Raw genomic sequence first — 21,710 nt, forward strand, 5'->3', positions numbered from 1 at the left:
ATCAAAGACAAGCGCTTACAGAAGGTGCATTATACCTTCCAAAGCGGTTGGTTAAAAGTAGATAGCCGATGACGCCTGAAGCTAGACACTTATTTTCTATTTAAAAAAGCACAAGCATATTAATATCTACACTGAAAGTGGGGGGTATCACCCACTTTTTTCTATTCTCATTCATAATCCAATCTTTTATGGTAATGATAAAAAATGGAATTCCAAAAAACTATCATTGTACGTTTCTGTTATGGAGGAAGGACATTGTCACATACTGGAACTCAACATAAAAGTGAGTATCGTCTCATCATAGCAGCACTACTACTAATCGTGATTTATGTTTCTCCTTATTTTATTCTTGGAGAAAATGCTCATTTACGGGTTCACGACAATCTAGATTCTAATATTGCGTGGTACCGGGTTTTAGCTGAAAGTAACCAAATGCTTGGTTCAGTTGATGCAACCATCCCCCAAATCATAAATGGTCATTTGCAAAGAGGCGCCTTTGGAACAGAATTTAGTGGGATTGTTTGGCTCCATTCCATTTTTCCACCCATGATTGCCTATGGATTAAGCCAATTTATCACAAGAGTATTTGCTTTTATCGGAATGTATTTGCTCTTAAAAAGGCACTTTCTTACCCAGGATAGATGGTCATGGATTCGTATTGGGGTATCTCTAGCCTTCGCATTAACTCCATTTTGGCCCTCTGGAATGTTAAGTACGCTTGGTATGCCTTTAGCGCTTTGGGCCTTGCTCAATATTCGTGCTGGTGAGAGATCATGGGTAAATTGGTTAACACTTACCTTGCTACCACTTTACGCGAGTATCGTCTTAGGTTTTTTCTTTTTTATTAGTGCAATAGGGGTACTTTGGGTCTTTGATGTAGTCCGAGGCAAGGGGTGGAATCCACGCTTTTTATGGGCACTTATCTATTTCACTTTGATATTTATGGTAGTTGAATACAGACTTGTTTATTCTTTTCTTTTTATGGATGAACCGAATAGCCGTGATGAATACTTTCATGCTCGCCTTTCTTTTCTACGCTCCTTACGGTTAGCATTAAAGAACTATGTATTGGGACATACCCATGTGCTTAGCGTTCATGGTCTGATCATTCTACCAGTTACATTTCTCGCGTTAAATATTGTGTTTTTAAAAAAGCAATGGAAACATGAGAAAGTATTTCTTTTCCTACATATTTTAAATGCAGTTTTATCAATTTGGTACGCGTTTTGGTTTTATAAGGGATGGGTACCTTTAACCGAACGGTTTCATTTTCTTAATACCTTTAACTTTGCACGGTACCATTTCCTTCGTCCCATGGTGATTTACGTCTTATTTGCCATTTCATTAAAAATCCTTTGGGAATACGGTTCTGGTTGGAAGCGGATAACCTTGCTTTTTATAGCTGCACAGTTACTTGTTCTGGGAGCATTTAATGAGGAAATTGTTTATAAAAAGAAGCCAAGCTTTCAGGAGTTCTATGCAGAAAAACAGTTTGAAGAGATTAAAACATATATAGGGTTGCCTCAAAATGAGTACCGTGTAGCCAGCATTGGGATTCACCCCGCCATTGCACAGTTTAATGGTTTTTATACGCTCGATACATACAACAATTTTTATCCACTTACCTATAAATATCAGTTTCGTGAAATTATAGAGAAGGAACTTGGAAAGAATGGTACGTTACAACAATATTTTGATGAATGGGGTGGCAGGTGCTATCTCTTTTTAGATGAACTTGGTAAACATTATATGTTCAAGAAGACCTCGAAAAAGAAAATTACAAAAATGGAACTTGACATGAATGTGTTTTATGAGATGGGCGGTCGATTTATATTTTCTGCGTTACCCATTCAAAATGCTACTGAAAATAACCTTGTTCTTGATAAGACCTTCGATTCTCCTGAATCTGCTTGGAGAATTTATTTGTATCGGGTATCTCTTAGTGAATAAAATTGATACCAATAAAATCTTAAAAGCTTGGGGGATTCATCATGAATGTACCTTTATTAACAATTGTTGTCCCTTGTTATAATGAAGAAGAAGTCTTACCGGAAAGTATGAAACAATTACGCACCCTTCTAGATGAACTTATTAGTGATAAACTAGTCTCTGAAAAGAGTCGACTGCTGTTTGTTGACGATGGTAGCAAAGATAAAACGTGGTCAATTATCTACAAAAAAGGGTTAGAAGATCCGAAAATTAAAGGATTAAAGCTTGCAAGAAATGTGGGCCACCAAAACGCACTGCTTGCCGGATTATTTGCAGCGAGACAACAATCTGACTGTCTTGTATCAATTGATGCTGATTTGCAAGATGATATAGCAGTAATCCGCGATTTTCTGATTCGATTTTCCGAAGGGTATGAAGTTGTTTACGGAGTTCGTAAACAACGTAAGACTGACACCTTCTTTAAACGACATACCGCACAAGGATTTTATAAACTCATGAATTTTATGGGGGTTAATCTAGTTTATAATCATGCAGATTATCGGTTAATGAGCAAACGGGCTGTTGAAGCACTTGAACAATTTGATGAAAGTAATCTTTTTTTACGTGGAGTTGTCCCTCTTGTTGGTTTCCAATCGACCTCTGTTTTTTATGACCGAAAGGAACGCTTAGCAGGCGAAACAAAATACCCTCTACGGAAGATGCTCTCTTTTGCACTTGACGGCATCACTTCCTTCAGTGTTACACCAATCCGTTTGATTTCCCTAATGGGTTTCGTCTCTTTCTTAGTTAGCTTTCTGTTTGGTGGTTATTTTTTCTATTTGAAATTTAGTGGACAAACCCAAACAGGCTGGACCTCTTTAATAACATCCATCTGGTTAATTGGTGGTCTTCAGTTAATTGCATTAGGATTTATCGGTGAATACATTGGGAAAATCTACAAGGAAACAAAGCGACGCCCGAAGTTTGTGGTAGATATCGATACGTATAACCTCGCTGTTCCCAAGGAAGAGCAAGCAACGGACTTAAAAGAAGGTGAATACCTACTTGATTACAACCCATTATCTGAAACCAACTAGCACCTTTATCCGTTTTATCATCGTAGGAGTCATGAATACGTTAGTTGGGCTATCCTCTATCTTTTTATTGTTACAAGTAGGCGGACTCTCTTATTGGGTATCTACATTTCTTGGTAATTCGATAGGGGCGGCATGTAGCTATGTATTAAATAGGCGTTTTACCTTTGGTAGCAAAGTATCATTCGGTAGGAGCATCCCATTGTTTATGATCGTAATCATGTGTTGCTACTTCGTCTCTTATTCCTTTAGTAGGGTAATGGCGAATCTTCTAGCAGGTTCATTTGGATACGTGGATTACACAAATGAGATAGCCGTTTTACTTGGGACTATACTTTATACCATTACCAACTATCTTGGTCAAAAATATTTCGTTTTCAAATAGAAAAGCACTCGATTTTATGCTCGAGTGCTTCTTATCGTTTTAACCAAGAAGAAAATAGCAATTGCAAATAAAACAATCATTAAAATACCTGGTATTGGGCTCTGCTTTATGGGTTCTACAGATGCACGAGTACTTAATGCTTCCTTCGGGATATCCATTTTTAGCTGTTTCGAAGCTATCTGTCTACCATCGTCCCCAATAACCTGTAGAACTCCCTTACTACTAATCATGATCTGGGTTTCTTCCTCTTTTTTGTGGGTGTACGCAAGAGGCTTGTCCAAACGATAACTTTCATTTTTATCACCTATAAAAGCCTGTTTTCCTTCAACCTGTGATACCTCAAAGTTTTGGAAGCCATATTCTAAAAGTGCAACTGTATCCTCATAAGCAATCTTATCTTGATCAGCTTGTAATACAATCGCAATCAAGGATAAGTCTCCACGTTCAGCAGAAGTGGAAAGTGTATAGCGTGATTCCGGTACAAACCCAGTCTTACCGCCGCTTATCCCTTCGAATGGTATTTCTCCCTTTACTAATAAATGATGACTAAAGAGGGTTGTTTTCCAGTTTTCTCCATCCCAATCTAGCTCCTCTGTTCCAAAAATGTCACGGAAAACTTTGTTTTGTAAGGCATATTTCGTGATTAAGGCTAGATCGTAGGCTGTTGTATAATGATTTTCTTCGAATAAGCCATGTGGATTAGAAAAGTGTGTATCCTTAACACCTATTTTTTCTTGTAAATATTTATTGATGGATGTAGAAAATGCTTCTACTGACCCATCCAAATGCTCAGCGATAGCAACCCCTGCATCATTTCCAGAATTAATGAGTAAGCCCTGAAGTAGCCTTTTAAGTGGAACCTGTTCTCCTTCTTCTAGATAAACACTCGTTCCTTCTGTATCCGTAGCATTTTTACTAATTGTTACAATATCATCTAATTTCCCATTTTCAATGGCGTAGATGGCTGTTGCCATTTTTGTTAAGCTTGCAGGATACATTTTGCTTTGGCTATTTTTCTCTAATAAAATTGAACCTGTATTCTCCTCTAGTAAAATAACGGCACCGCTCTTAATAGCAGGCTGTTCCTCTGCAAATACCATACCTGGTAAAAGAGAAGACATGAAAAACACTAGAATGAGAAACCTATAAAATTGTTTCATATCACTTCTCCTTTTCGGGATAAGTAGTAGGGACAAAAAGGACTTGCCCACGAATTTTTTGCTATCTGACAAAAGGGTCCCAAAAGATGTAAATGAGTTTTTATATTACAAGTAAACCTATTCGAAAGTCAAATTCATTTTATGACTTCATGGAATAAAGAAAAGCGCAGGGCGCCTGCCTATCGGCGACAAGCACAAGACAAGCGCTGACAGAAGGCGCTTTTTGCCTTCAGAAGCGATTGTCTTGTGACCTCGAGCCGATGGCGCCTGCAGCTAGACACCGAAAATTAAGTAGGTAATTTTATACTTTCTTTTCTGTGAACAAAAGCGCAAGCGCCTCGAAAGTGAACGTCTTCTACTAAAGACTGCTACGTCCTGTGGCTGTAGACGGAGTGAAAGTTCGACTACATAGGCATAGGACGTTTTAGAATAGAAGGCGTTCTTGCATTCTAAATTGGCTCATAACCTCAAGGGGCTGGCGCTGGAACTAGATGTCGAAATAATTATCAAAGTTCTAAATTTTTTTCATTTCCTCAACAACAAAAAAGACGCTTGCATGTTCATGCAATACGTCTTTCAAATTATTTATGATAGGTAAATATAGAACTCCACTCATGAATGAGATTTCTTGCCCACAAGTTTTGTTTGGCAAAATCTTCAGCCTTAACCATTAGTTTTTTTTCATCAATCTGTCCTTCAAAAACAGGGTTTACTTTGTAATATAAAAATGTATCAGATTCATGTTGGCGATATCTAACAAACGCAACAAAATTCTTTTCCTGAAAGACGGAATAAAATTTATGTGGTTGGTCTCCAAATAATGAGAAGTCCGTCCATCTAGTAATTTCATACCCTTCTGCTTCAGTCATCGGTACTAGATGCAAATCTATTTTAACATCTGATAATATGTCCGTAACTTTAAAATGCTCAACGATAATGATCGTATCTTCATTTAGGACGTGGCCATCATTTTGTAATGGTTTCTCCCAGCTGAATATGTGGTCTTCGATAAATTCATCTAAGGTAGAATTCTCGCCTTCCGCAATCCGTTGACCTAATTCACCTTTGATTTCACCAAACCGGATTTCGTAAAGGTCGGTAATTTGGAGGTTTGCTTTATGCTCATTTTTCTTAGTAAAGACTTGAACAATTTCGCCTACATCACTTTTTTCTTCGTCTGGCAATTGGTCATACCAGACCTTTGGAGTACAGGTAACTGTTTTTACACCTCGTAAAACTTCTTCCAGTAGTCTTTCATCATTCTCATCTCGACCCCAAAAATCAATTCGTTTCATATCAAATCACCTCTCCCCCTATATGAATTATATAATGAGAGGAGAGATTATTAAACAAAAATGTGCTAGCGGACTAGCTTAACGAAAATCGACAATAGCCTCGACACGAATTGTAACAACTTCGATGTAAGCATATCTTAAAAACATGCTTTGATTATGCTGCCGAAACTTCCTTGTACTCTGCAAGTCGAATAGTTAAATTTTGATTTTTTGGAGTCGTAGCGCATTTAGTACAACTGACACGGAACTGAACGCCATGGCTGCGCCTGCTAACCATGGGGCAAGGAAGCCAAGCGCTGCAATTGGTATACCAACTGTATTGTAACCGAAAGCCCAGAATAGGTTTTGTTTAATATTTTGTATCGTTTTCTTACTCATGTAGATAGCGTCGGCTATGCTGGTTAGATCTCCTCGAATAAGCGTGATGTCTGCAGCCTCCATAGCTACGTCTGTACCTGTTCCAATGGCCATCCCAATATCTGCAATGGCTAATGCTGGGGCATCATTGATTCCATCCCCGACCATTGCAACATTTTTACCTTGTAGCTGGAGCTTTTTCACTTCATCTGCCTTTCCTTCAGGTAAAACCTCTGCAATCACTTGCTTAATGCCCGCTTGTTTTGCAATTGCTTCAGCTGTACGCTTATTGTCCCCCGTCATCATAATAACTTCAAGTCCCATATCATGAAGACGTTTGACCGCTTCTTTCGATGTAGCTTTAATTGTATCTGCTACAGCAACCAAGCCTGCATATTGATTATCAATCGCTACAAGCATGGCCGTTTTTCCGTCCATTTCCATTTGCTCCATTGCAGGCAAGGCATGTGCAATATCAATGTTTGATTGAGACAGCAGCTTACGTGTACCAACTAGGATTGATTTGCCATTAACCACAGCCTTTATACCATAACCTGGAATAGCCTCGAACTCTTCAGGATCTTGTACCTCGATTCCCTTTGCACGGATTCCTGATACAATTGCCTCTGCTAACGGGTGCTCAGATTGCTTTTCAGCAGCTGCAATGACTTGTAAAAATTCTGTTTCAACTATTTCTGATGGAATCACATCAGTTAATGTCGGCTCACCATTTGTAACAGTTCCTGTTTTATCAAGGATAACTGTTGTAATACGGTGTGTTAGTTCTAAATGTTCTCCACCCTTAAATAAAATGCCATATTCGGCTGCCCGACCTGATCCTGCCATGATGGAAGTTGGAGTCGCAAGCCCGAGCGCACATGGACAAGCAATAACTAATACAGCAATTAGTTTTTCAAGCGCAACCGCAAATTCTCCAGGACTTACGATAAAATACCAAATTAAGAAGGTAACTATCGCAATTCCTACAACAATCGGGACAAACACACCTGAAATCTTATCAGCCAACCGTTGAATAGGTGCCTTGGATCCCTGTGCCTCCTCTACAATCTTTATGATTTGTGAAAGTGCTGTGTCACGCCCTACCTTTGTTGCCTTTACCTTTAAGAATCCGTTCTTATTGATTGTTGCTCCAATGACCGTATCTCCGGTTGTTTTATCAACAGGAACACTTTCCCCTGTAAGCATTGATTCATCTAGAGCAGAGCGCCCTTCGATAATCTCACCATCAACTGGTACCTTTTCCCCTGGTTTCACAAAAAGGATATCCCCAACAAGTACCTCTTCTAAAGGAACCTCCTGCTCAACACCATCTCTTACGACCGTTGCTGTTTTGGCCTGAAGACCCATTAATTTTTTGATAGCCTCTGAGGATCTTCCTTTCGCTTTTGCCTCAAATAATTTACCTAAGATAATTAATGTTAACAATACAGCACTTGTTTCATAATAAAGCTCAACCATGTGTGCGTCTGAGCCGATGGATAAAATCGATAAATACAAGCTATAAAAATATGCTGCTGATGTGCCTAAGGCAACGAGCACATCCATATTGGCACTACCATTTCTGAGTGCTTTATAGGCACCCACGTAAAACGGTTTTCCGATGATAAATTGAACGGGTGTAGCAAGTGCAAACTGTACCCATGGGTTTAAAAACATCTCTGGAACCCAAAGAAACTGCGTAAAACTAAAATGACTCACCATTGCCCAGAGAAGTGGAAGTGAAAGAATAGCCGAAAAGATAAACCTTCTTTTTTGTTTTTCAATTTCCTTCCGTCTGTAATCCTCAACCTCTGCTTGTTTTTCTTCTTTGATTTGTGCACCATAGCCAAGTTTTTCTACCTTTTTAATGATATCAGTTACAGATAATGCAGAAGGATTATATTCTACTGAGGCATTTTCTAAAGCAAGGTTGACGTTTGCTTTTGTAATGCCCTCCATCTTATTAAGACCTTTTTCAATCCGTGATGAACAGGCAGCACATGTCATCCCGGTTATTGTGAATTCAGCTTTTTCAGAGACGACACCGTAGCCCAGTGCTTCAATCTTTTCTTCTATATCTTCTACCTTGACGACATCTGGATTGAAGGTAACAGTCGAACGCTCTAAGGCATAATTGACATTAGCCTCTTCAACACCTTCTAGCTTTTTTAAACCCTTCTCAATCCGGTTCGCACATGCAGCACATGTCATTCCTGTTATTTGGAGACTTGCTTCCTTCTTACTCATTCCAAACCCTCCCTTATACTCCATAGGGGTATATTTTTAATTAAAAGAGAAGTGCTATAACTAGATAGCACAGCTCGCCTGCAGGTAATTACGCTACTTCATAGCCTTCTTCATCAATTGTTTCTTTTATTTTATCTAGTGTAACAACACTTTCATCAAATTCTACATCAACTTTACCTTCAGCTAAATCAACTGTAACTGCACTAACTCCTGCTAATTCCCCAACACTGCCTTCTACTGCTTTAACACAGTGACCACATGACATTCCCTGAACTTGTAGAGTAACTTTTTCCATTTATAAACATCTCCTTTATTTTTTCATTAGTTTGTGAACAGTAACAAGTACTTCATCTAATACCTCAAGATCCCCTTCTTGAATCCGTTCAATTACACATGTTTTTAAATGCCCTTCAAGCAATATCTTACTTACGCTATTCAGTGCAGATTGGACGGCAGCAATTTGTGTAATGACGTCATCACAATAGGTATCCTTTTCAATTAATCCTTTAACACCTCGTATTTGACCTTCAATACGGTTCAAACGAGTAACAAGGTTTTTTTTCACTTTATCGGAGTGATGACTTTTTCTATCACTATGGAGAGAACAACTGCTTTCTTGTTCCATTTCTAATTCCAAATCGTTTTGATCCGGTTCAATTTTTTCCATGAACTCCCCTCCTTGAATTTAATTTACCATACCCCCCTAGTGTATGTAAAGCGAAAATAACTAAAAAATAAAATTCGCTCTTTTTTGTATAGTATACCCCATTACCCTATCTTATTCAGTGAAAAAAGTCACTTATCTTGCATTTTTTTCATGTTTGAAGCCCTGCTTTATTACACATATTAAAAGAGGATTCACGAGGGAGCATAAACCCTTGAGGAGTCCAAAAAATTCTACTGGGAGGGTTCCGAATGAATAACAACAATCAGCAAATTCCAGCACAGGCACAGCAAGCTTTAAATCAGATCAGACAAATGGCGAGTAAGTTAAGCGAAACTGAGCAAATGAATGCTCAACAATTCCAACAAAGCTCACCACAAGCTAAGCAGGCTGCCCCTGGATTTGCAGGACGTGAATTGAATGCTGCTCAGCAGTTAAATCAGATAGAGCAGACCGCACAACAGCTCCAACAATCTGTTGGGCAACAACAATTCACTTCTTCTAACGGTTCCTCTTTCGGTACAGAATTTGCTAGCGAAACAAATGTTGAAGAAGTTCGTAGACAGAACCAACAATCTCAGCAAAACAAAAATCGCTAGTTTCCTCTCATAATATACCCCTACACCGTGTAGGGGTATTTTTAGGTTGGATTAGCTTCTCCTCTTCCGTGCCCCTTTTCTTCTCCCAAACCTACAATCCGGCATGATTTCGGCTTATTAATTGGCTAATTTTCCTACCTCACCACATTACATAAAAGAATGCAATTGACTCATACTACAAAATGAACTTCCATTAATGAAGAATGGAGATGATGTTATGGGTAGAGTAAAACGTGGAAATCCAAATGCACAGCGAAATAACAATGTGAAAAAAGGCAATCGTATAAGCGAGGAACTTGTAGAATTCGCATCCTATACAGAAGTAAAAGCAGAAAAGCAAAACGTTCAAAAAAAGAAGAAGTAAGTGAACAGGTCAAGGGCTACCTTGGCCTTTTCTGATATATCTTTTTTATGTTATAATTATCTCGAATTCAAGATAAATTAATAGGGGATCGTTAAGGGGGAAAAAATATGCGGTTGCTAGGTTTACATCATGTTTCGTTATTGACTGGTAAAGCTGAACGAAATTTTGAATTTTATACAAAAATTCTAGGTATGCGGTTAATAAAGAAAACTGTAAATCAGGATAACACTCAATCCTATCATCTTTTTTATGGGGATGCACAAGGAAGTCCTGGGACCGAAATTACATTCTTTGATATACCGGGCTTAGGGAGAACACATCCGGGTGTCTCAAGTATCTCCTCCACTTCCTTACGAGTGAATTCTACGGATTCACTACACCTTTGGAAGAATCGCTTGGCTGAATTTGGGATCACAACGGAAGAAATTGTGAAAAGAGCAAATCGTGATACAGTGGCCTTTCAGGATTTTGAAGGAAGTCAGATTATTCTTGTAGCTGATAACGGCGAGACTGGGGTTGCTGCAGGGGTACCTTGGGAAGTAGACGGTATCCCCACAGAGCATTCGATTCTAGGCCTTGGTCCAGTCACATTAACAGTGGCCGATTCGAAGCCAACTATTCGTACACTTACTGATATATTAGGTTTTCGAGAGGTCGGATCATATCCATCATTAGCAGGGGATTTTCCAGATATTCTCGTCTATGCAACAGGAGAGGGTGGTACCGGAGCAGAAGTTCACATCGAATCCCGTCCTGATTTACCAAAGGAACGATTAGGTCGTGGTGGTGTTCACCATGTGGCTTTCCGCATTCCAAATGAAGAAGAATACGAACAATGGTTTACTAAAATAAGACAAACTCGTTTGCCTAACTCAGGTAAAGTTGATCGATATTATTTCAAGGCTTTGTATTTTAGGGAACCAAATGGTATCCTGTTTGAACTGTCAACCGATACTCCAGGATTTGATGTTGATGAGCCTTTGGAAACATTAGGTGAACGACTTGCGTTACCAGCATTTTTAGAACCTAAACGGAGCGAAATTGAAGCGAACCTTAGACCACTGGAAATTTAGATATTCCCCCTAGAATATTAGGTTCTAGGGGGATTTATATACAGCGTTTTTGGTTCTATCGTTTTTATTTTCGTTCTATCGGCGTTATTTCAATTCTATCGGCGATATACTTCCTATCGGCGTTATTTTTTCTATCTGCGTTATTTCAAGCCTATCGACGATATTATCGTTCTATCGGCGTTCGATTGAATCCTATTAGCGCTTAGTCAGTTCTATCAGTACTAGAAAAAATTCACCAAAAAAACTTCTGATATACCCAATTTAGTGTAAACACGAAAACCCCGGCTGAGATATTAAACAATCCTAGAAATTTACTAACCTTTTGTTCTTTTTTCATTTCTGCATCTTTGTAAATTTTAAAATCGAAATGTAGAATCAAAATACCAGTAGCTACACTTAAAATGACAATGTAATTTGTATATCCGATATATAACATAGTAACTCCCTCGACAGACTATACTATTTTGCCTTTGTGCCTACTCTTCTAATTTTTGTTGTACACTGAACATCAAATGTTACATCACTGAATACTTCCCGCCATTTTTCTTTTGTTTTAATCTCTGTATTCCAATAATGAGGTTGTTTTGCTCTGACATACTCCCCAAATCCAAAAATATCAGACTGTTCAGCTTGTAATTTTTTGATTAGCTTCGTTGCCCCCTCTATTACCCCTTTTGAACCTTCATCAGCTATTTTCCGGACAATTTCGGGATTATCTAAATCTAATCCCCTAGTCCCTTCATCAATTACGCTTTCATAATGTATTCTTACAGTGAAATGAGGTTTTCCATTTTGAATGGTTGTTTTTATCGATGACTTCCGTTTGTCCGCTCTTACTAGTACTTTGGAGTCAGTCTCTGGTACTTCAACAAATACTTCATACCCACCTTTTTCTTCTCCTGTTATGGCCATAAATAAACCAATTTCCACAGGCTCCGTTTTGCCAACCATTTTGTCATCAATAAAATAGGCTAAGCCTGAAATTTGAATATTTCCCTCTTTCTTTACTTCAAGATATGGAAGGAAAGTATCCTGTCCTTTGCTTTGAAGCTTCGTCCAAAACAGCCCAATAAAATCATCAGGAAACTTTCCTAAGCCGACAGCATTTTCTACCATTGCAGACAAATATAATGTGGGTACACGTTCAAGTTTTGGAGCAACCTTCATAAAATGTCTTGCTTCCCCCTTAGAAATTACCATCCAAGCGGTTCTTCTTATTTCAGGATTTCGACGCAAATAATCATTAAATCTGATGACTCCTTCCTTAGCAATATCCTCACTAATCACAATAATTCGAAGATGACCAAAGAAAAGCCTGTCTGCAATTTCCTGCTGTAACACCGCTATCGCGTCATCAATTGAATATCCAACCACACTAATTAACCAAGTTGGTTCTTGATCAGCTCCTGCACCACCAGTTTGAGGTCCTAACGGAATACGTCCTGGCACTGCAATTTGAGCGCTTAGCTTGATTAACCCTTCTGTAGGTCTAGGAAAATTTTTCCCAAGGCCTGTAATTTGCTCAGCGTCTTCTTCTGATTCATCAGCTTTATCAATTGAAATACCTAATACAACTGCCCGCTGTTCAATATCATCACTATCCCAACATCCAGTTAAGAATAGGCCAGGGATTACAGCAATAAGTATTACTTTTATACCTACCTTCCAATTACGCTTTGATGTTGCCACCTTTTTTCACCTTTTTCTTTATAAGGTCTACGCAAATTAAAAGGGCTGGATAACCAATCGTTAGGATTAGACCTAATCTACCAACGATTTCGATCACATCGTATAATTGCACGATATTCTGCGGTATCATTGCGATAATGAATACTATTGGCAATACGAATAAAGAAAGCATTTTATGATCACGCAACCCTACCATTTGGCTTATTGACTGAACGGTAAACATATAACTTGAAAAAAGGGTAGTAAATACTGCGATAACCCAGACAGATAAAAAAACAACATCTAGTCTTTGAAGAATATTTCCAGGAATTGATGTCGTACGCGCTAATTCAAGTGTTGGCCATTGTAGGTTCAGCATTTCACCAGGTCCAAATACTGCAACAGTAGCTATTACAATCAAGAAGTACAAACCACCTGCAATCACCATACCCCATATACTTGCTTTTACAGCTTTCTGTGGATGCTTCATATAGGGAATAATCATTGAAAAGATAAAAGCGCCCTGAAATAATGCTGCAATGGTTAACGCTCCAACTACATAGTTTCCTGGTTCATTCCCCAGTATCGGAAATAAATATAACGTATTTGCATTTTTTAAGGATAAAGCTACCACTATGAGCCCTGGGGCTAATATGATTGGCAAATAAAAGTTATGAATGTACGCAAAAACATTTATTTCACTTCTTGTTGAGGTTGCAGCTAAGATGAGCATGATGATAACTGTTACTTCTAAAGGTGTTTGTTTAAGTACAGCAGTGATTACCACTGCCCCAAATTCACGTGAGGTTAGCCCAGTTAGAAATGCAAAAAAGAGAATAATACAAAGGCTAGAAAGTTTTCCTATCCATTTTCCTAAGATATCTTCACCATACAAAATGATGGATTTACCTGGGTGACGTATTCCCAGAAAAGTAATTAAACCTAGTCCTATTGATGCGATTGCTATTCCCATTAACGTTACAATTGGAGCACCTGTATCGGCGGTACGTACCGCAAAGAGTGGAAGTGCTAACAGACCAACGCCGATAATTGTGCTAATTAGTATTGTCGTTGCTTGAATGACTGTTATCTCGCGTGGATATTCCACCTGTACGTTCCCCCTCATGTTTTTCACTTTTAGTCTGTACTTGCTCCAAAGTACTACTCGGTGCTTTCTTTAACTCATCTTTCGTAGTACCTACCCGGACCGAGTTTTGAGGATGTAACATGGCAGGTCTTTTAGGCATCCACCAAAAAGGTGATCGTATGACGACATCCTTAAATCCTTGAAAATTGCCGGGAGTAACAGGGCTCATATAAGGGACTCCGAACGATTTCAACGAGAGCATATGATTAAATATAAAAATTACACCAATAACGACTCCATAAAGTCCAAAAAATCCTGCCATAATTACAATCGGGAATCTAAGCATACGGAGCGCAAATGCCGCACTATATGCCGGTGTTGCAAACGACCCTATAGTTGTTAAGGCGATTACAACAACTGTTATTGGACTTGCAATGCCAGCCTCAACTGCCGCTTGCCCGATAACGAGAACGCCAACGATTGAAAGAGCTCCACCTACTTGTTTTGGAAGGCGAACAGTCGCTTCACGTAAGACCTCCATCGCAACTTCAATTACTAATACTTCTATAACTGCGGGAAATGGTACACCTGCCCGTCCACCAGCAACAGCTACTGCAAATTCAGTTGGAAGTAGTTCGGGATTAAAAGAGATAAAGGACACATATAAAGATGGAAAAATCAAGGAAAAAACTAGAGCAACCAAACGTGCTAATCGGACAAAGCTCCCCATTAGGAATCTTGAAGAGTAATCCTCAAAGGTTTGATAAAACTGATTAAACACAACTGGAACAATTAGCGAAAATGGTGAACCATCAACTAGAATTGCAACCCTCCCTTCTAAAATACTTCCAACCGTTTTATCCGGTCGTTCTGTACTTTGAATTTGCGGAAAAGGCGACATATGGTTATCTTCAATGAATTGTTCAATATAACCTACATCTAGAATGGCATCGATATCAATTTTTCCTAATCGTTCCTTTACTTCATTCACTAATTCCTTTGTTGTGATTCCTTCTAAATAACATATAGCTACCGTTGATTTGGATAAGCGACCAAGTTCCATTGTTTCAATCCGGAAATCTGCAGTTTTCAATCGATTTCGTAAGAGGGCTAAGTTTGTTTGGAGAGATTCAATAAAACCTTCTCTAGGACCTAAAATGACCTGCTCGGTTTCGGGCTGTGATATAGATCGTTTTTCGATATTCTTTACAGCAAATCGGATACCCTTATCCAAGCCATCAATAAAAATAATGGCCTCTCCGCTAAGTAAGGCCTTTACTATTTTTTCACTATTGCTTTCTTCCTTTGTTTCACAATGAAACATCGTCTCGTTAAGAATGAAATCCTTTATAGTTGCTTTCGTTAGCTGTTCCAGGTTTGTATGTATTGGAACATACATTAAAGGTTTCATGATTTCATTATTAATAGCGTTTTTATCCACTAAGCTTGAAAAGTAAATAATCGCAGCGCGAAATGTACCATACATTTTAAAATGTCTACAGAAGAAATCCACATTTTTTCCTAATAGATTGGTAAAAAATTCGATGGTCTCATCTAGGTTTTCTCCTAGATTTTCTTTTTTCAACTCTTCTACCAATTGATGGGGGATGACCTTTTCAATTGTTTTGTCTGAATTTTTATCAGGTATAGTTGTTCTTTGTTTAGGACGTTTTCTGATCGTGGACCAAGACATCTTGATACCTCTTTCTTCAAGAAAGACATTTTACCTATATATTCCTCAATAAATGGTAATTTATTCTTATACAAAACAAAGACAGTTCCCATTAAGAGAACTGTCTTATTTTCATCTTATTAAAATTGTGATTTGTACCATTTGGCTGCTGCTGCTACCTCAGTACCAGTCAGCATATGACCGTTGTTTTCCCAGTGAACTTCTGTTTGTGCATGTGCCTGTTGTAAAAGCTCTTGAAGATCAATGGTTTCCTGTGCAGGACAAATGGGATCATTTTTACCAGCAGTGATGAAAACAGGAGTACCTGTTAAGTCAGGTAAATCAACATCACGTCTTGGTACCATTGGATGATGTAGAATGGCTCCTTTTAGTGCTGATTGGTAATGAAACAAAAGGCTTCCAGCAATATTTGCGCCGTTTGAATACCCGATTGCTACAATATTATTTCGGTCAAAAGAATAGGTTGTCGCTGCCTCATCAAGGAAATCATTTAGTTCCTTTGTTCTAAAAATGAGATCCTCCATATCAAAAACACCTTCTGCCAAGCGACGGAAAAAGCGAGGCATCCCATTCTCAGATACATTTCCTCTTACACTTAGTACCGAAGCTTCCTCATCTATATGGGACGCTAGTGGTAGTAAATCTGTTTCAGTTCCTCCAGTTCCATGTAATAAAAGGAGCGTTGGTTTTGTTTTATCTTTACCTTCACGGAAAATATGCTTCACAATTTATCCCTCCAAAAACAATAACTACTTCTAGTATTCCATAGGTAGTGATTGTTTATTTTATTTCGTTTTCAAATATCTTAACTTCAAGATAATATATTAGGTTCTATTTGTCAAACCCTCATGACATATCTTTTGGACAAGTATCATATCTTTATATATATCTGATAGGAGGGTTATTCCGTGATACAAAGGTTACGAATAATGATAGTACCATTTATTATACTTAGCTTTTTAGTGGGCTGTACCTCTTCATCTCCTACCGCTACTGAACTTTATCATACACTTGATAAGCAACTTTCAAAAGAAGACCAACTTTTATTAACTAGTTTCCAAAGCCACATACAAAGATTTGTTCAGTTAAACCAAGAATTGGAAATGCTTTTAGAGGAAATGAAAAACAATGATGAATTAGAGGCAGCGGTCGAAACGATGGAAATTGCAACAGAAGAAGCAATGTACATTTTTAATTTGATTGAACTTGAAGATAATCCAACTAATAAAAAATTCCGTGATTTAAAATTTGTAGTACAAGCTTCAATTGAGGACTACATGGAAGCAATGAAAACTCAACTTGAAGGAATTACTACTGGAGATCAAAAGAAGACTGACAAGGGATTTAAAAAAACAAAAGAAATTTATAAAGAGTTTAGTGATCTCCTAAAATCCATGAAAGAATAAAATTTGAATTTTTATCCATACTACCCATATATGTATTTGGGGAGGTGCGATCATGAAAAAATATAATATACGTTTATCAAGCTCCGAAATCAGTGGATTATGGACAACCTTCATTCAAGGTAGTATGACCGTATGTCTTATTAAATATTTTCTCCACCATTTAGAGGATGAAGAAATTAGGCCTCTATTGAAGGAATCTTTTCGAATCTATAGTACACAGATTAAGGACATAAAGCAGATCTTTACAGAAGAGAGGATACCCATTCCTGATCAGTTTTCTGATGAAGATCTAAATCTATCCGCACCGCGGCTGTTTTACGACCCATTTTCTTTAACCTTTATTTACTCTATGAGCCGAATGAATATGATTAATTTTAGTTTTATTACATCAAATATTGCTAGAGAAGACATAAGAGTATTTTTTTCAAATTGCTTATCAGATGCTTTAAAGCAATATAATGAATCGACGGAATTAATGCTTGAAAAGGGATTGTATGACCGGCCTCCAATGGTTGTGTACCCAACAAAAAATGAATACATAGAAAAAGTCTCCTATTTATCAAAGATAATCGGCGAGAAACGACCATTAAATGTGGTAGAGATTACAGATATGTTTTTTAATATTGAGCGTAATTACTTTGCGATTGTACTTTGCATAGGTTTCCAGCAGGTCATAAAAGACAAAGAAATTTCAGATTATGTAAAGGAAGGTAGATTGATATCTGAGAAACAAGTTACCTTTATTAATGACTTGTTAAAAGAGGAGCACCTGATGGGAACAGTATCCATTCCTTTAGAGGTCACAGATTCCACGGTATCACCATTTTCGGATAAACTTATCCTAACACTATTCCATGCACTTAATGGAATCGACATAACTTTAATTGGGCATGCCCAATCATTATCCATGAGAGCAGATTTAGTTGCATTTTATTCAAAAACGATTGCTGAGATTTTGATGTATGCTGCAAAAGGATTCAAGTTATTAGTGGATCGTCAATGGATTCAAGAGCCACCACATACGATTGATCGTACAAAATTACAAAAGTAGATAGTTAAAACGATATGCAAACTGGAGATGGCATATCGTTTTTATTGTTGGCTAACCTGGAGTGTCCGTGGCGATTCAATTTAGTACAATAATTAGAAAAACCACCCTTACGTAAGTAAGAGTGGTTGCAAACTTAATTTAGTGAAATAGTCGGCGCCTGGATATGTTCTTTTGGACGACGTGACTGAATAAACAAGATTGCGATTAGAGCAACAATACCTGCACCACCAAAGTAGATGTTCGGTGAAACGAGACTAAGCCCTGCAGCAAATAGGACAATTCGCTCCCAGATATATGCTCTCCTGATAAAGAAGCCAATCATCGCGGTACTTATGCCAACCATTCCAATTATTGCGGTTATGATTGAGATTGTTACGAATGAAATCTCATAATCAATTAAAAGCATTTGTGGGTTAATCACAAAAATAAACGGTATGATATACGCAGCAGCCGCCAGCTTTGTTGCGGTTACTCCGGTCATAAATGGATTTGCCCTCGCTAACCCCGCTCCGGCATATGCCGCTAGACAAACAGGTGGCGTTATGTCCGCTACAATTCCAAAATAGAAAACGAACATATGAGCTGCTAAAACTGGAACATCAAGTCCGAGGATTAAAGCAGGCGCTGCCATTGTTGCTGTTACAACATAATTCGCGGTTGTTGGTAGACCCATTCCGAGAATTAAACAGGCAATCATGGTAAAGAACAAAGTTAAAATAAGATTTCCTGAGCCTAATGCAATAATACCATCGGCGATGCGTCCCCCAAGACCTGTCTGAACAACGACACCAACAATAATACCCGCAGACGCACAGGCTGCAATTACTGGCAATGCAACTCGTGCCCCTTCTTCAAGCGCTTTTATGATTCCACGTAATGACATTCTTGTATCTTTTCGTACAAGACTTACTAAAAATGAAACTAGAATTGCAAGCAGGGCTGCACGCATTGGTGTTCGTCCTGTAAGCAATGTGTAGAATATGACAATGAGAGGTAACAATAAATACCCTCTCTCAAGCATTAATTGCTTTGCTCTTGGTAGGGTTTCCTTTGGAACGCCCACGATTCCTATTTTTTTTGATTCAAAATGAACGGCTAAAAAGACGCCTAGGAAATACAGTGCTGCTGGAATTATGGCAACTAGCATAATTTGGCTATACGGAATATTCGTATACGATGCCATAATAAACGCTGCAGCCCCCATAATTGGCGGCATGATTTGACCACCTGTTGAAGCCGAAGCCTCTGTTGCAGCCGCGAACTCTGGTTTATAGCCAGCCTTTTTCATCATCGGAATCGTAAAGGAGCCTGACCCCACCGTATTCGCTACCGAACTTCCGGATACCATCCCTTGTAGAGCACTTGCTACAACTGCCGCTTTGGCTTGACCACCAGTGAATCTGCCAGTTATGGCAAAGGCAATATCATTAAAAAATTGCCCTACCCCTGTTCGAATTAGCATCACACCAAATAACAGAAACAGGAAGATAAAAGTGGATGAAACTTGTATAGGTGTACTATATATCCCCTTCGTTGTTAAATATAGATCTGTCACAAGAGTATTCCATGAAAAGCCTCTGTGAGCAAATAGTTTCGTAGGTATTAAGTTACCGTATAATGCATACAGTATAGCCACACTTGAAACGATGACAATGGGAAGCCCCACACATCTTCTAGCAGCTTCTAGTACTAATAAAACCCCTAAGGTTGCCACTATAAAATCTGGCGTAGTATATCCAAATACAATACGCTCTGTTACCAATTCTTCGTAGAAGAAAACATTATAATACCCAACACCTAATGATACGACTGCTAAAATTACATCATACCAAGGTATTCCTTTTTGCTTCCGATGCAGTCCTTTTTTAATCGGATAAAGTAGAAAAATTAAAGCTAATGCTGTTCCTAAATGAATGGGTCCCTGGATACGAGCTTCAAAGGCTCCTCTGTATCCGGTATAAAGATGAAACACTGTAAGACCAACTGCGAGAATGAGAACAATCCACTTCCATTTACCAAGGTTACGACGATACGTACTTTCTCGGTCATATTTTTCAAGAATCTCCTCAGTGGATAGCTTTTCCGCTTCCTCAGCAGAAAGTTTGGTTTCTTTCATCTCCTTTTGCTTCCTCCATTTCATTTTCTCACCACCTGTACTTTTTTACGTTTTAGAAATAATGCACTGACAAAAAAATCTGAGTCGGTAAACCGGTTCAGATTTTTTACATTCTTGTAATCTTTTAAAAAGAGGGCCAGAACACATTGTGTCAAGCCCTCACGATCATAACGCCATGGTTTCATTTAAACAGTTTTTCAGAAACCTGTTTTACTTTACATATGAAGATATTAATCTAGAATACCAGCTTCTTTGTAATATTTTTCTGCACCAGGATGGATTGGTAAATCACCTAACCCACTTAGTGCATTTTCTTTTGTCATATGTGCTGCTTGTGCATGTGTATTTTCACTTGCTTTTTCAACCATCACCTTAGCAAGCTCATATGCTAGATCCTCATCTACTGTATCAGTATTGGCAACAAGAACAGCATATGCTGATACAACATTTGCATCCTCTTCTAACCATTCATAAGAGCCAGCCTTAATCGTATATCCTGTGTAACCGCTACTTTCTTCAACTGCTTTAAGTTCGTCACCAGTTACCTCTAGGAATTTTACATCTCCGACTGAAGCCTGAAGCTCATCGATACCCGCATCTGGCAGTCCAAGCAATCCGAATGAGGCATCAATCGTACCATCCTGAAGTTTCGATTTTGCATCACCGAAACCTTCTTGATATGCTTCATAGTCTCCGTCATTGATTCCATAAGCTGCTAATACTGCTTTTGTTGCAGCTTGTGTTCCACTTCCGGGAGGTCCAATTGCGACTCTTTTTCCTTTTAAATCAGCAATTGTTTCCACACCTGTGCTTTCACGTGTAATAATTTGAAGTACTTCAGGGTAAATATGTCCAATAAATGCGAAGTTCTCTACCTTTTTCCCCTCAAAGTCACCTGTTCCATTAAGTGCATCATAAGCTGGTAGATTAACTGTCATTCCAAGGTCGAATTCACCATTTGAAATTTTAGCAAGGTTTTCAACAGAAGCACCTGATTCTGTTGATGTTACGTTTACTGTTTCAATATTCTTATTCCATACATTCGCCATTTCTTGGCCAAGCGGAAAATATGTACCACCTTGGCTACCCGTACCCATAAGAAGGTCTGTTGTTTCTGATTTGCTATTTCCTTCTCCAGCATCATCCTTGTCGTCACCATTCGTGTTATCACTGCTACAAGCAGCAATGACTAAAACCAATGCTAGCAGCAAAGTAAGAAATGAGTACTTTCTAAGCATTTGCATTCCCCCTATAGAAATATTTTTTTTATGTAGACCCTCAAAACTTGAGGTTTACTACCAACCTACTATATTTGGTCTAAATTGGTATATTTACCAATAAAGTTCCTACTAATCTAGGGTAACATAGAATTTAAGTACTTTGCAAAAATTTTTAATATTTACTTAATACCATTGTAATATTCTTTTGAAAAAATATGCTTAAAGGCATTTTTACATGACAACTGCTTGTAGGGAAAAGAATTTTTACAAAACACAAAAAAACTGAAACCTTTTTTCCGCCT

Annotated in this window: 20 protein-coding genes; 8 read left to right on the top strand and 12 right to left on the bottom strand. The window is 38.3% G+C overall.

Features of this window, described 5'->3' with window-relative positions; translation table 11 throughout:
- Positions 1 to 255 precede the first annotated feature (255 nt).
- From ACWNMY_RS06820 to ACWNMY_RS06830, 3 genes are read left to right on the top strand one after another with little or no spacing between them, the layout of a single operon-like run.
- Positions 256 to 1,950: a DUF6044 family protein gene (locus ACWNMY_RS06820; protein ID WP_449537486.1), complete on the top strand. Its 1,695-nt coding sequence runs from the start codon at positions 256 to 258 to the stop codon at positions 1,948 to 1,950.
- Positions 1,951 to 1,991: 41 nt separating this feature from the next.
- Positions 1,992 to 3,026, top strand: coding sequence for a glycosyltransferase family 2 protein (locus ACWNMY_RS06825; RefSeq protein WP_449537487.1), 1,035 nt, complete (start codon positions 1,992 to 1,994; stop codon positions 3,024 to 3,026).
- Positions 2,995 to 3,408 (top strand): GtrA family protein, encoded by a 414-nt coding sequence (locus ACWNMY_RS06830; RefSeq protein WP_449537488.1) that lies wholly within the window; start codon positions 2,995 to 2,997, stop codon positions 3,406 to 3,408. Before ACWNMY_RS06825 ends, ACWNMY_RS06830 begins: the two co-directional genes overlap by 32 nt.
- A gap of 14 nt (positions 3,409 to 3,422) precedes the next feature.
- Here ACWNMY_RS06830 and ACWNMY_RS06835 read toward each other — a convergent pair whose 3' ends face one another.
- The 5 genes from ACWNMY_RS06835 to ACWNMY_RS06855 form a co-directional block, all read right to left on the bottom strand.
- On the bottom strand, positions 3,423 to 4,568 hold the full coding sequence (locus ACWNMY_RS06835; protein ID WP_449537489.1) for a D-alanyl-D-alanine carboxypeptidase family protein: 1,146 nt from the start codon (positions 4,566 to 4,568) through the stop codon (positions 3,423 to 3,425).
- A gap of 581 nt (positions 4,569 to 5,149) precedes the next feature.
- Positions 5,150 to 5,863 (bottom strand): ASCH domain-containing protein, encoded by a 714-nt coding sequence (locus ACWNMY_RS06840; protein WP_449537490.1) that lies wholly within the window; start codon positions 5,861 to 5,863, stop codon positions 5,150 to 5,152.
- A 195-nt stretch (positions 5,864 to 6,058) separates the two neighbouring features.
- Entirely contained in the window at positions 6,059 to 8,467 is a 2,409-nt protein-coding gene (locus ACWNMY_RS06845) for a heavy metal translocating P-type ATPase (protein WP_449537491.1), read from the bottom strand.
- Between the two features lie 88 nt (positions 8,468 to 8,555).
- Entirely contained in the window at positions 8,556 to 8,762 is a 207-nt protein-coding gene (gene copZ, locus ACWNMY_RS06850) for a copper chaperone CopZ (protein WP_449537492.1), read from the bottom strand.
- 15 nt (positions 8,763 to 8,777) lie between these two features.
- Positions 8,778 to 9,134, bottom strand: a complete 357-nt coding sequence (locus ACWNMY_RS06855) for a metal-sensitive transcriptional regulator (RefSeq protein ID WP_449537493.1) — start codon at positions 9,132 to 9,134, stop codon at positions 8,778 to 8,780.
- A gap of 248 nt (positions 9,135 to 9,382) precedes the next feature.
- Between ACWNMY_RS06855 and ACWNMY_RS06860 the strand changes: the two genes are divergently transcribed.
- From ACWNMY_RS06860 to ACWNMY_RS06870, 3 genes are all read left to right on the top strand, one after another.
- A complete protein-coding gene (locus ACWNMY_RS06860; protein ID WP_449537494.1) occupies positions 9,383 to 9,730 on the top strand; it encodes a gamma-type small acid-soluble spore protein in 348 nt (115 codons plus the stop codon).
- Between the two features lie 217 nt (positions 9,731 to 9,947).
- Complete coding sequence (locus tag ACWNMY_RS06865) at positions 9,948 to 10,094, top strand: hypothetical protein (protein WP_449537495.1); 147 nt, start codon at positions 9,948 to 9,950, stop codon at positions 10,092 to 10,094.
- Between the two features lie 107 nt (positions 10,095 to 10,201).
- Complete coding sequence (locus ACWNMY_RS06870) at positions 10,202 to 11,167, top strand: ring-cleaving dioxygenase (protein ID WP_449537496.1); 966 nt, start codon at positions 10,202 to 10,204, stop codon at positions 11,165 to 11,167.
- 232 nt (positions 11,168 to 11,399) lie between these two features.
- Here ACWNMY_RS06870 and ACWNMY_RS06875 read toward each other — a convergent pair whose 3' ends face one another.
- From ACWNMY_RS06875 to ACWNMY_RS06895, 5 genes are all read right to left on the bottom strand, one after another.
- Positions 11,400 to 11,603: a CLC_0170 family protein gene (locus ACWNMY_RS06875; RefSeq protein WP_449537497.1), complete on the bottom strand. Its 204-nt coding sequence runs from the start codon at positions 11,601 to 11,603 to the stop codon at positions 11,400 to 11,402.
- A 23-nt stretch (positions 11,604 to 11,626) separates the two neighbouring features.
- Entirely contained in the window at positions 11,627 to 12,856 is a 1,230-nt protein-coding gene (locus ACWNMY_RS06880) for a Ger(x)C family spore germination protein (RefSeq protein ID WP_449537498.1), read from the bottom strand.
- Positions 12,837 to 13,943, bottom strand: a complete 1,107-nt coding sequence (locus tag ACWNMY_RS06885; protein WP_449537499.1) for a GerAB/ArcD/ProY family transporter — start codon at positions 13,941 to 13,943, stop codon at positions 12,837 to 12,839. Before ACWNMY_RS06885 ends, ACWNMY_RS06880 begins: the two co-directional genes overlap by 20 nt.
- The gene (locus tag ACWNMY_RS06890) at positions 13,891 to 15,615 is read right to left on the bottom strand and encodes a spore germination protein (RefSeq protein WP_449537500.1); all 1,725 of its coding nucleotides are present in this window, start codon (positions 15,613 to 15,615) and stop codon (positions 13,891 to 13,893) included. The genes ACWNMY_RS06885 and ACWNMY_RS06890 overlap by 53 nt, the downstream gene beginning before the upstream one ends.
- A 119-nt stretch (positions 15,616 to 15,734) precedes the next feature.
- The gene (locus ACWNMY_RS06895) at positions 15,735 to 16,340 is read right to left on the bottom strand and encodes an alpha/beta hydrolase (protein ID WP_449537501.1); all 606 of its coding nucleotides are present in this window, start codon (positions 16,338 to 16,340) and stop codon (positions 15,735 to 15,737) included.
- Between the two features lie 183 nt (positions 16,341 to 16,523).
- Between ACWNMY_RS06895 and ACWNMY_RS06900 the strand changes: the two genes are divergently transcribed.
- Together ACWNMY_RS06900 and ACWNMY_RS06905 are read left to right on the top strand one after the other, a co-directional pair.
- Positions 16,524 to 17,021, top strand: coding sequence for a hypothetical protein (locus tag ACWNMY_RS06900; protein ID WP_449537502.1), 498 nt, complete (start codon positions 16,524 to 16,526; stop codon positions 17,019 to 17,021).
- A gap of 52 nt (positions 17,022 to 17,073) precedes the next feature.
- Positions 17,074 to 18,072: a DUF3231 family protein gene (locus ACWNMY_RS06905; protein WP_449537503.1), complete on the top strand. Its 999-nt coding sequence runs from the start codon at positions 17,074 to 17,076 to the stop codon at positions 18,070 to 18,072.
- 133 nt (positions 18,073 to 18,205) lie between these two features.
- Here ACWNMY_RS06905 and ACWNMY_RS06910 read toward each other — a convergent pair whose 3' ends face one another.
- Both ACWNMY_RS06910 and ACWNMY_RS06915 read right to left on the bottom strand, forming a co-directional pair.
- On the bottom strand, positions 18,206 to 20,212 hold the full coding sequence (locus ACWNMY_RS06910) for a TRAP transporter permease (RefSeq protein WP_449537504.1): 2,007 nt from the start codon (positions 20,210 to 20,212) through the stop codon (positions 18,206 to 18,208).
- Between the two features lie 206 nt (positions 20,213 to 20,418).
- On the bottom strand, positions 20,419 to 21,426 hold the full coding sequence (locus ACWNMY_RS06915; protein WP_449537505.1) for a TAXI family TRAP transporter solute-binding subunit: 1,008 nt from the start codon (positions 21,424 to 21,426) through the stop codon (positions 20,419 to 20,421).
- Positions 21,427 to 21,710 lie beyond the last annotated feature (284 nt).

It is taken from the genome of Ferdinandcohnia sp. Marseille-Q9671 (genome assembly GCF_976954385.1).

Coding starts and splice junctions, on each gene's coding strand:
- ACWNMY_RS06825 (WP_449537487.1), top strand. CDS start 1,992: ATGAATGTACCTTTATTAACAATTGTTGTCCCTTGTTATAATGAAGAA.
- ACWNMY_RS06835 (WP_449537489.1), bottom strand. CDS start 4,568: ATGAAACAATTTTATAGGTTTCTCATTCTAGTGTTTTTCATGTCTTCT.
- ACWNMY_RS06840 (WP_449537490.1), bottom strand. CDS start 5,863: ATGAAACGAATTGATTTTTGGGGTCGAGATGAGAATGATGAAAGACTA.
- ACWNMY_RS06845 (WP_449537491.1), bottom strand. CDS start 8,467: ATGAGTAAGAAGGAAGCAAGTCTCCAAATAACAGGAATGACATGTGCT.
- copZ (WP_449537492.1), bottom strand. CDS start 8,762: ATGGAAAAAGTTACTCTACAAGTTCAGGGAATGTCATGTGGTCACTGT.
- ACWNMY_RS06855 (WP_449537493.1), bottom strand. CDS start 9,134: ATGGAAAAAATTGAACCGGATCAAAACGATTTGGAATTAGAAATGGAA.
- ACWNMY_RS06860 (WP_449537494.1), top strand. CDS start 9,383: ATGAATAACAACAATCAGCAAATTCCAGCACAGGCACAGCAAGCTTTA.
- ACWNMY_RS06865 (WP_449537495.1), top strand. CDS start 9,948: ATGGGTAGAGTAAAACGTGGAAATCCAAATGCACAGCGAAATAACAAT.
- ACWNMY_RS06870 (WP_449537496.1), top strand. CDS start 10,202: ATGCGGTTGCTAGGTTTACATCATGTTTCGTTATTGACTGGTAAAGCT.
- ACWNMY_RS06875 (WP_449537497.1), bottom strand. CDS start 11,603: ATGTTATATATCGGATATACAAATTACATTGTCATTTTAAGTGTAGCT.
- ACWNMY_RS06890 (WP_449537500.1), bottom strand. CDS start 15,615: ATGTCTTGGTCCACGATCAGAAAACGTCCTAAACAAAGAACAACTATA.
- ACWNMY_RS06905 (WP_449537503.1), top strand. CDS start 17,074: ATGAAAAAATATAATATACGTTTATCAAGCTCCGAAATCAGTGGATTA.
- ACWNMY_RS06910 (WP_449537504.1), bottom strand. CDS start 20,212: ATGAAATGGAGGAAGCAAAAGGAGATGAAAGAAACCAAACTTTCTGCT.
- ACWNMY_RS06915 (WP_449537505.1), bottom strand. CDS start 21,426: ATGCTTAGAAAGTACTCATTTCTTACTTTGCTGCTAGCATTGGTTTTA.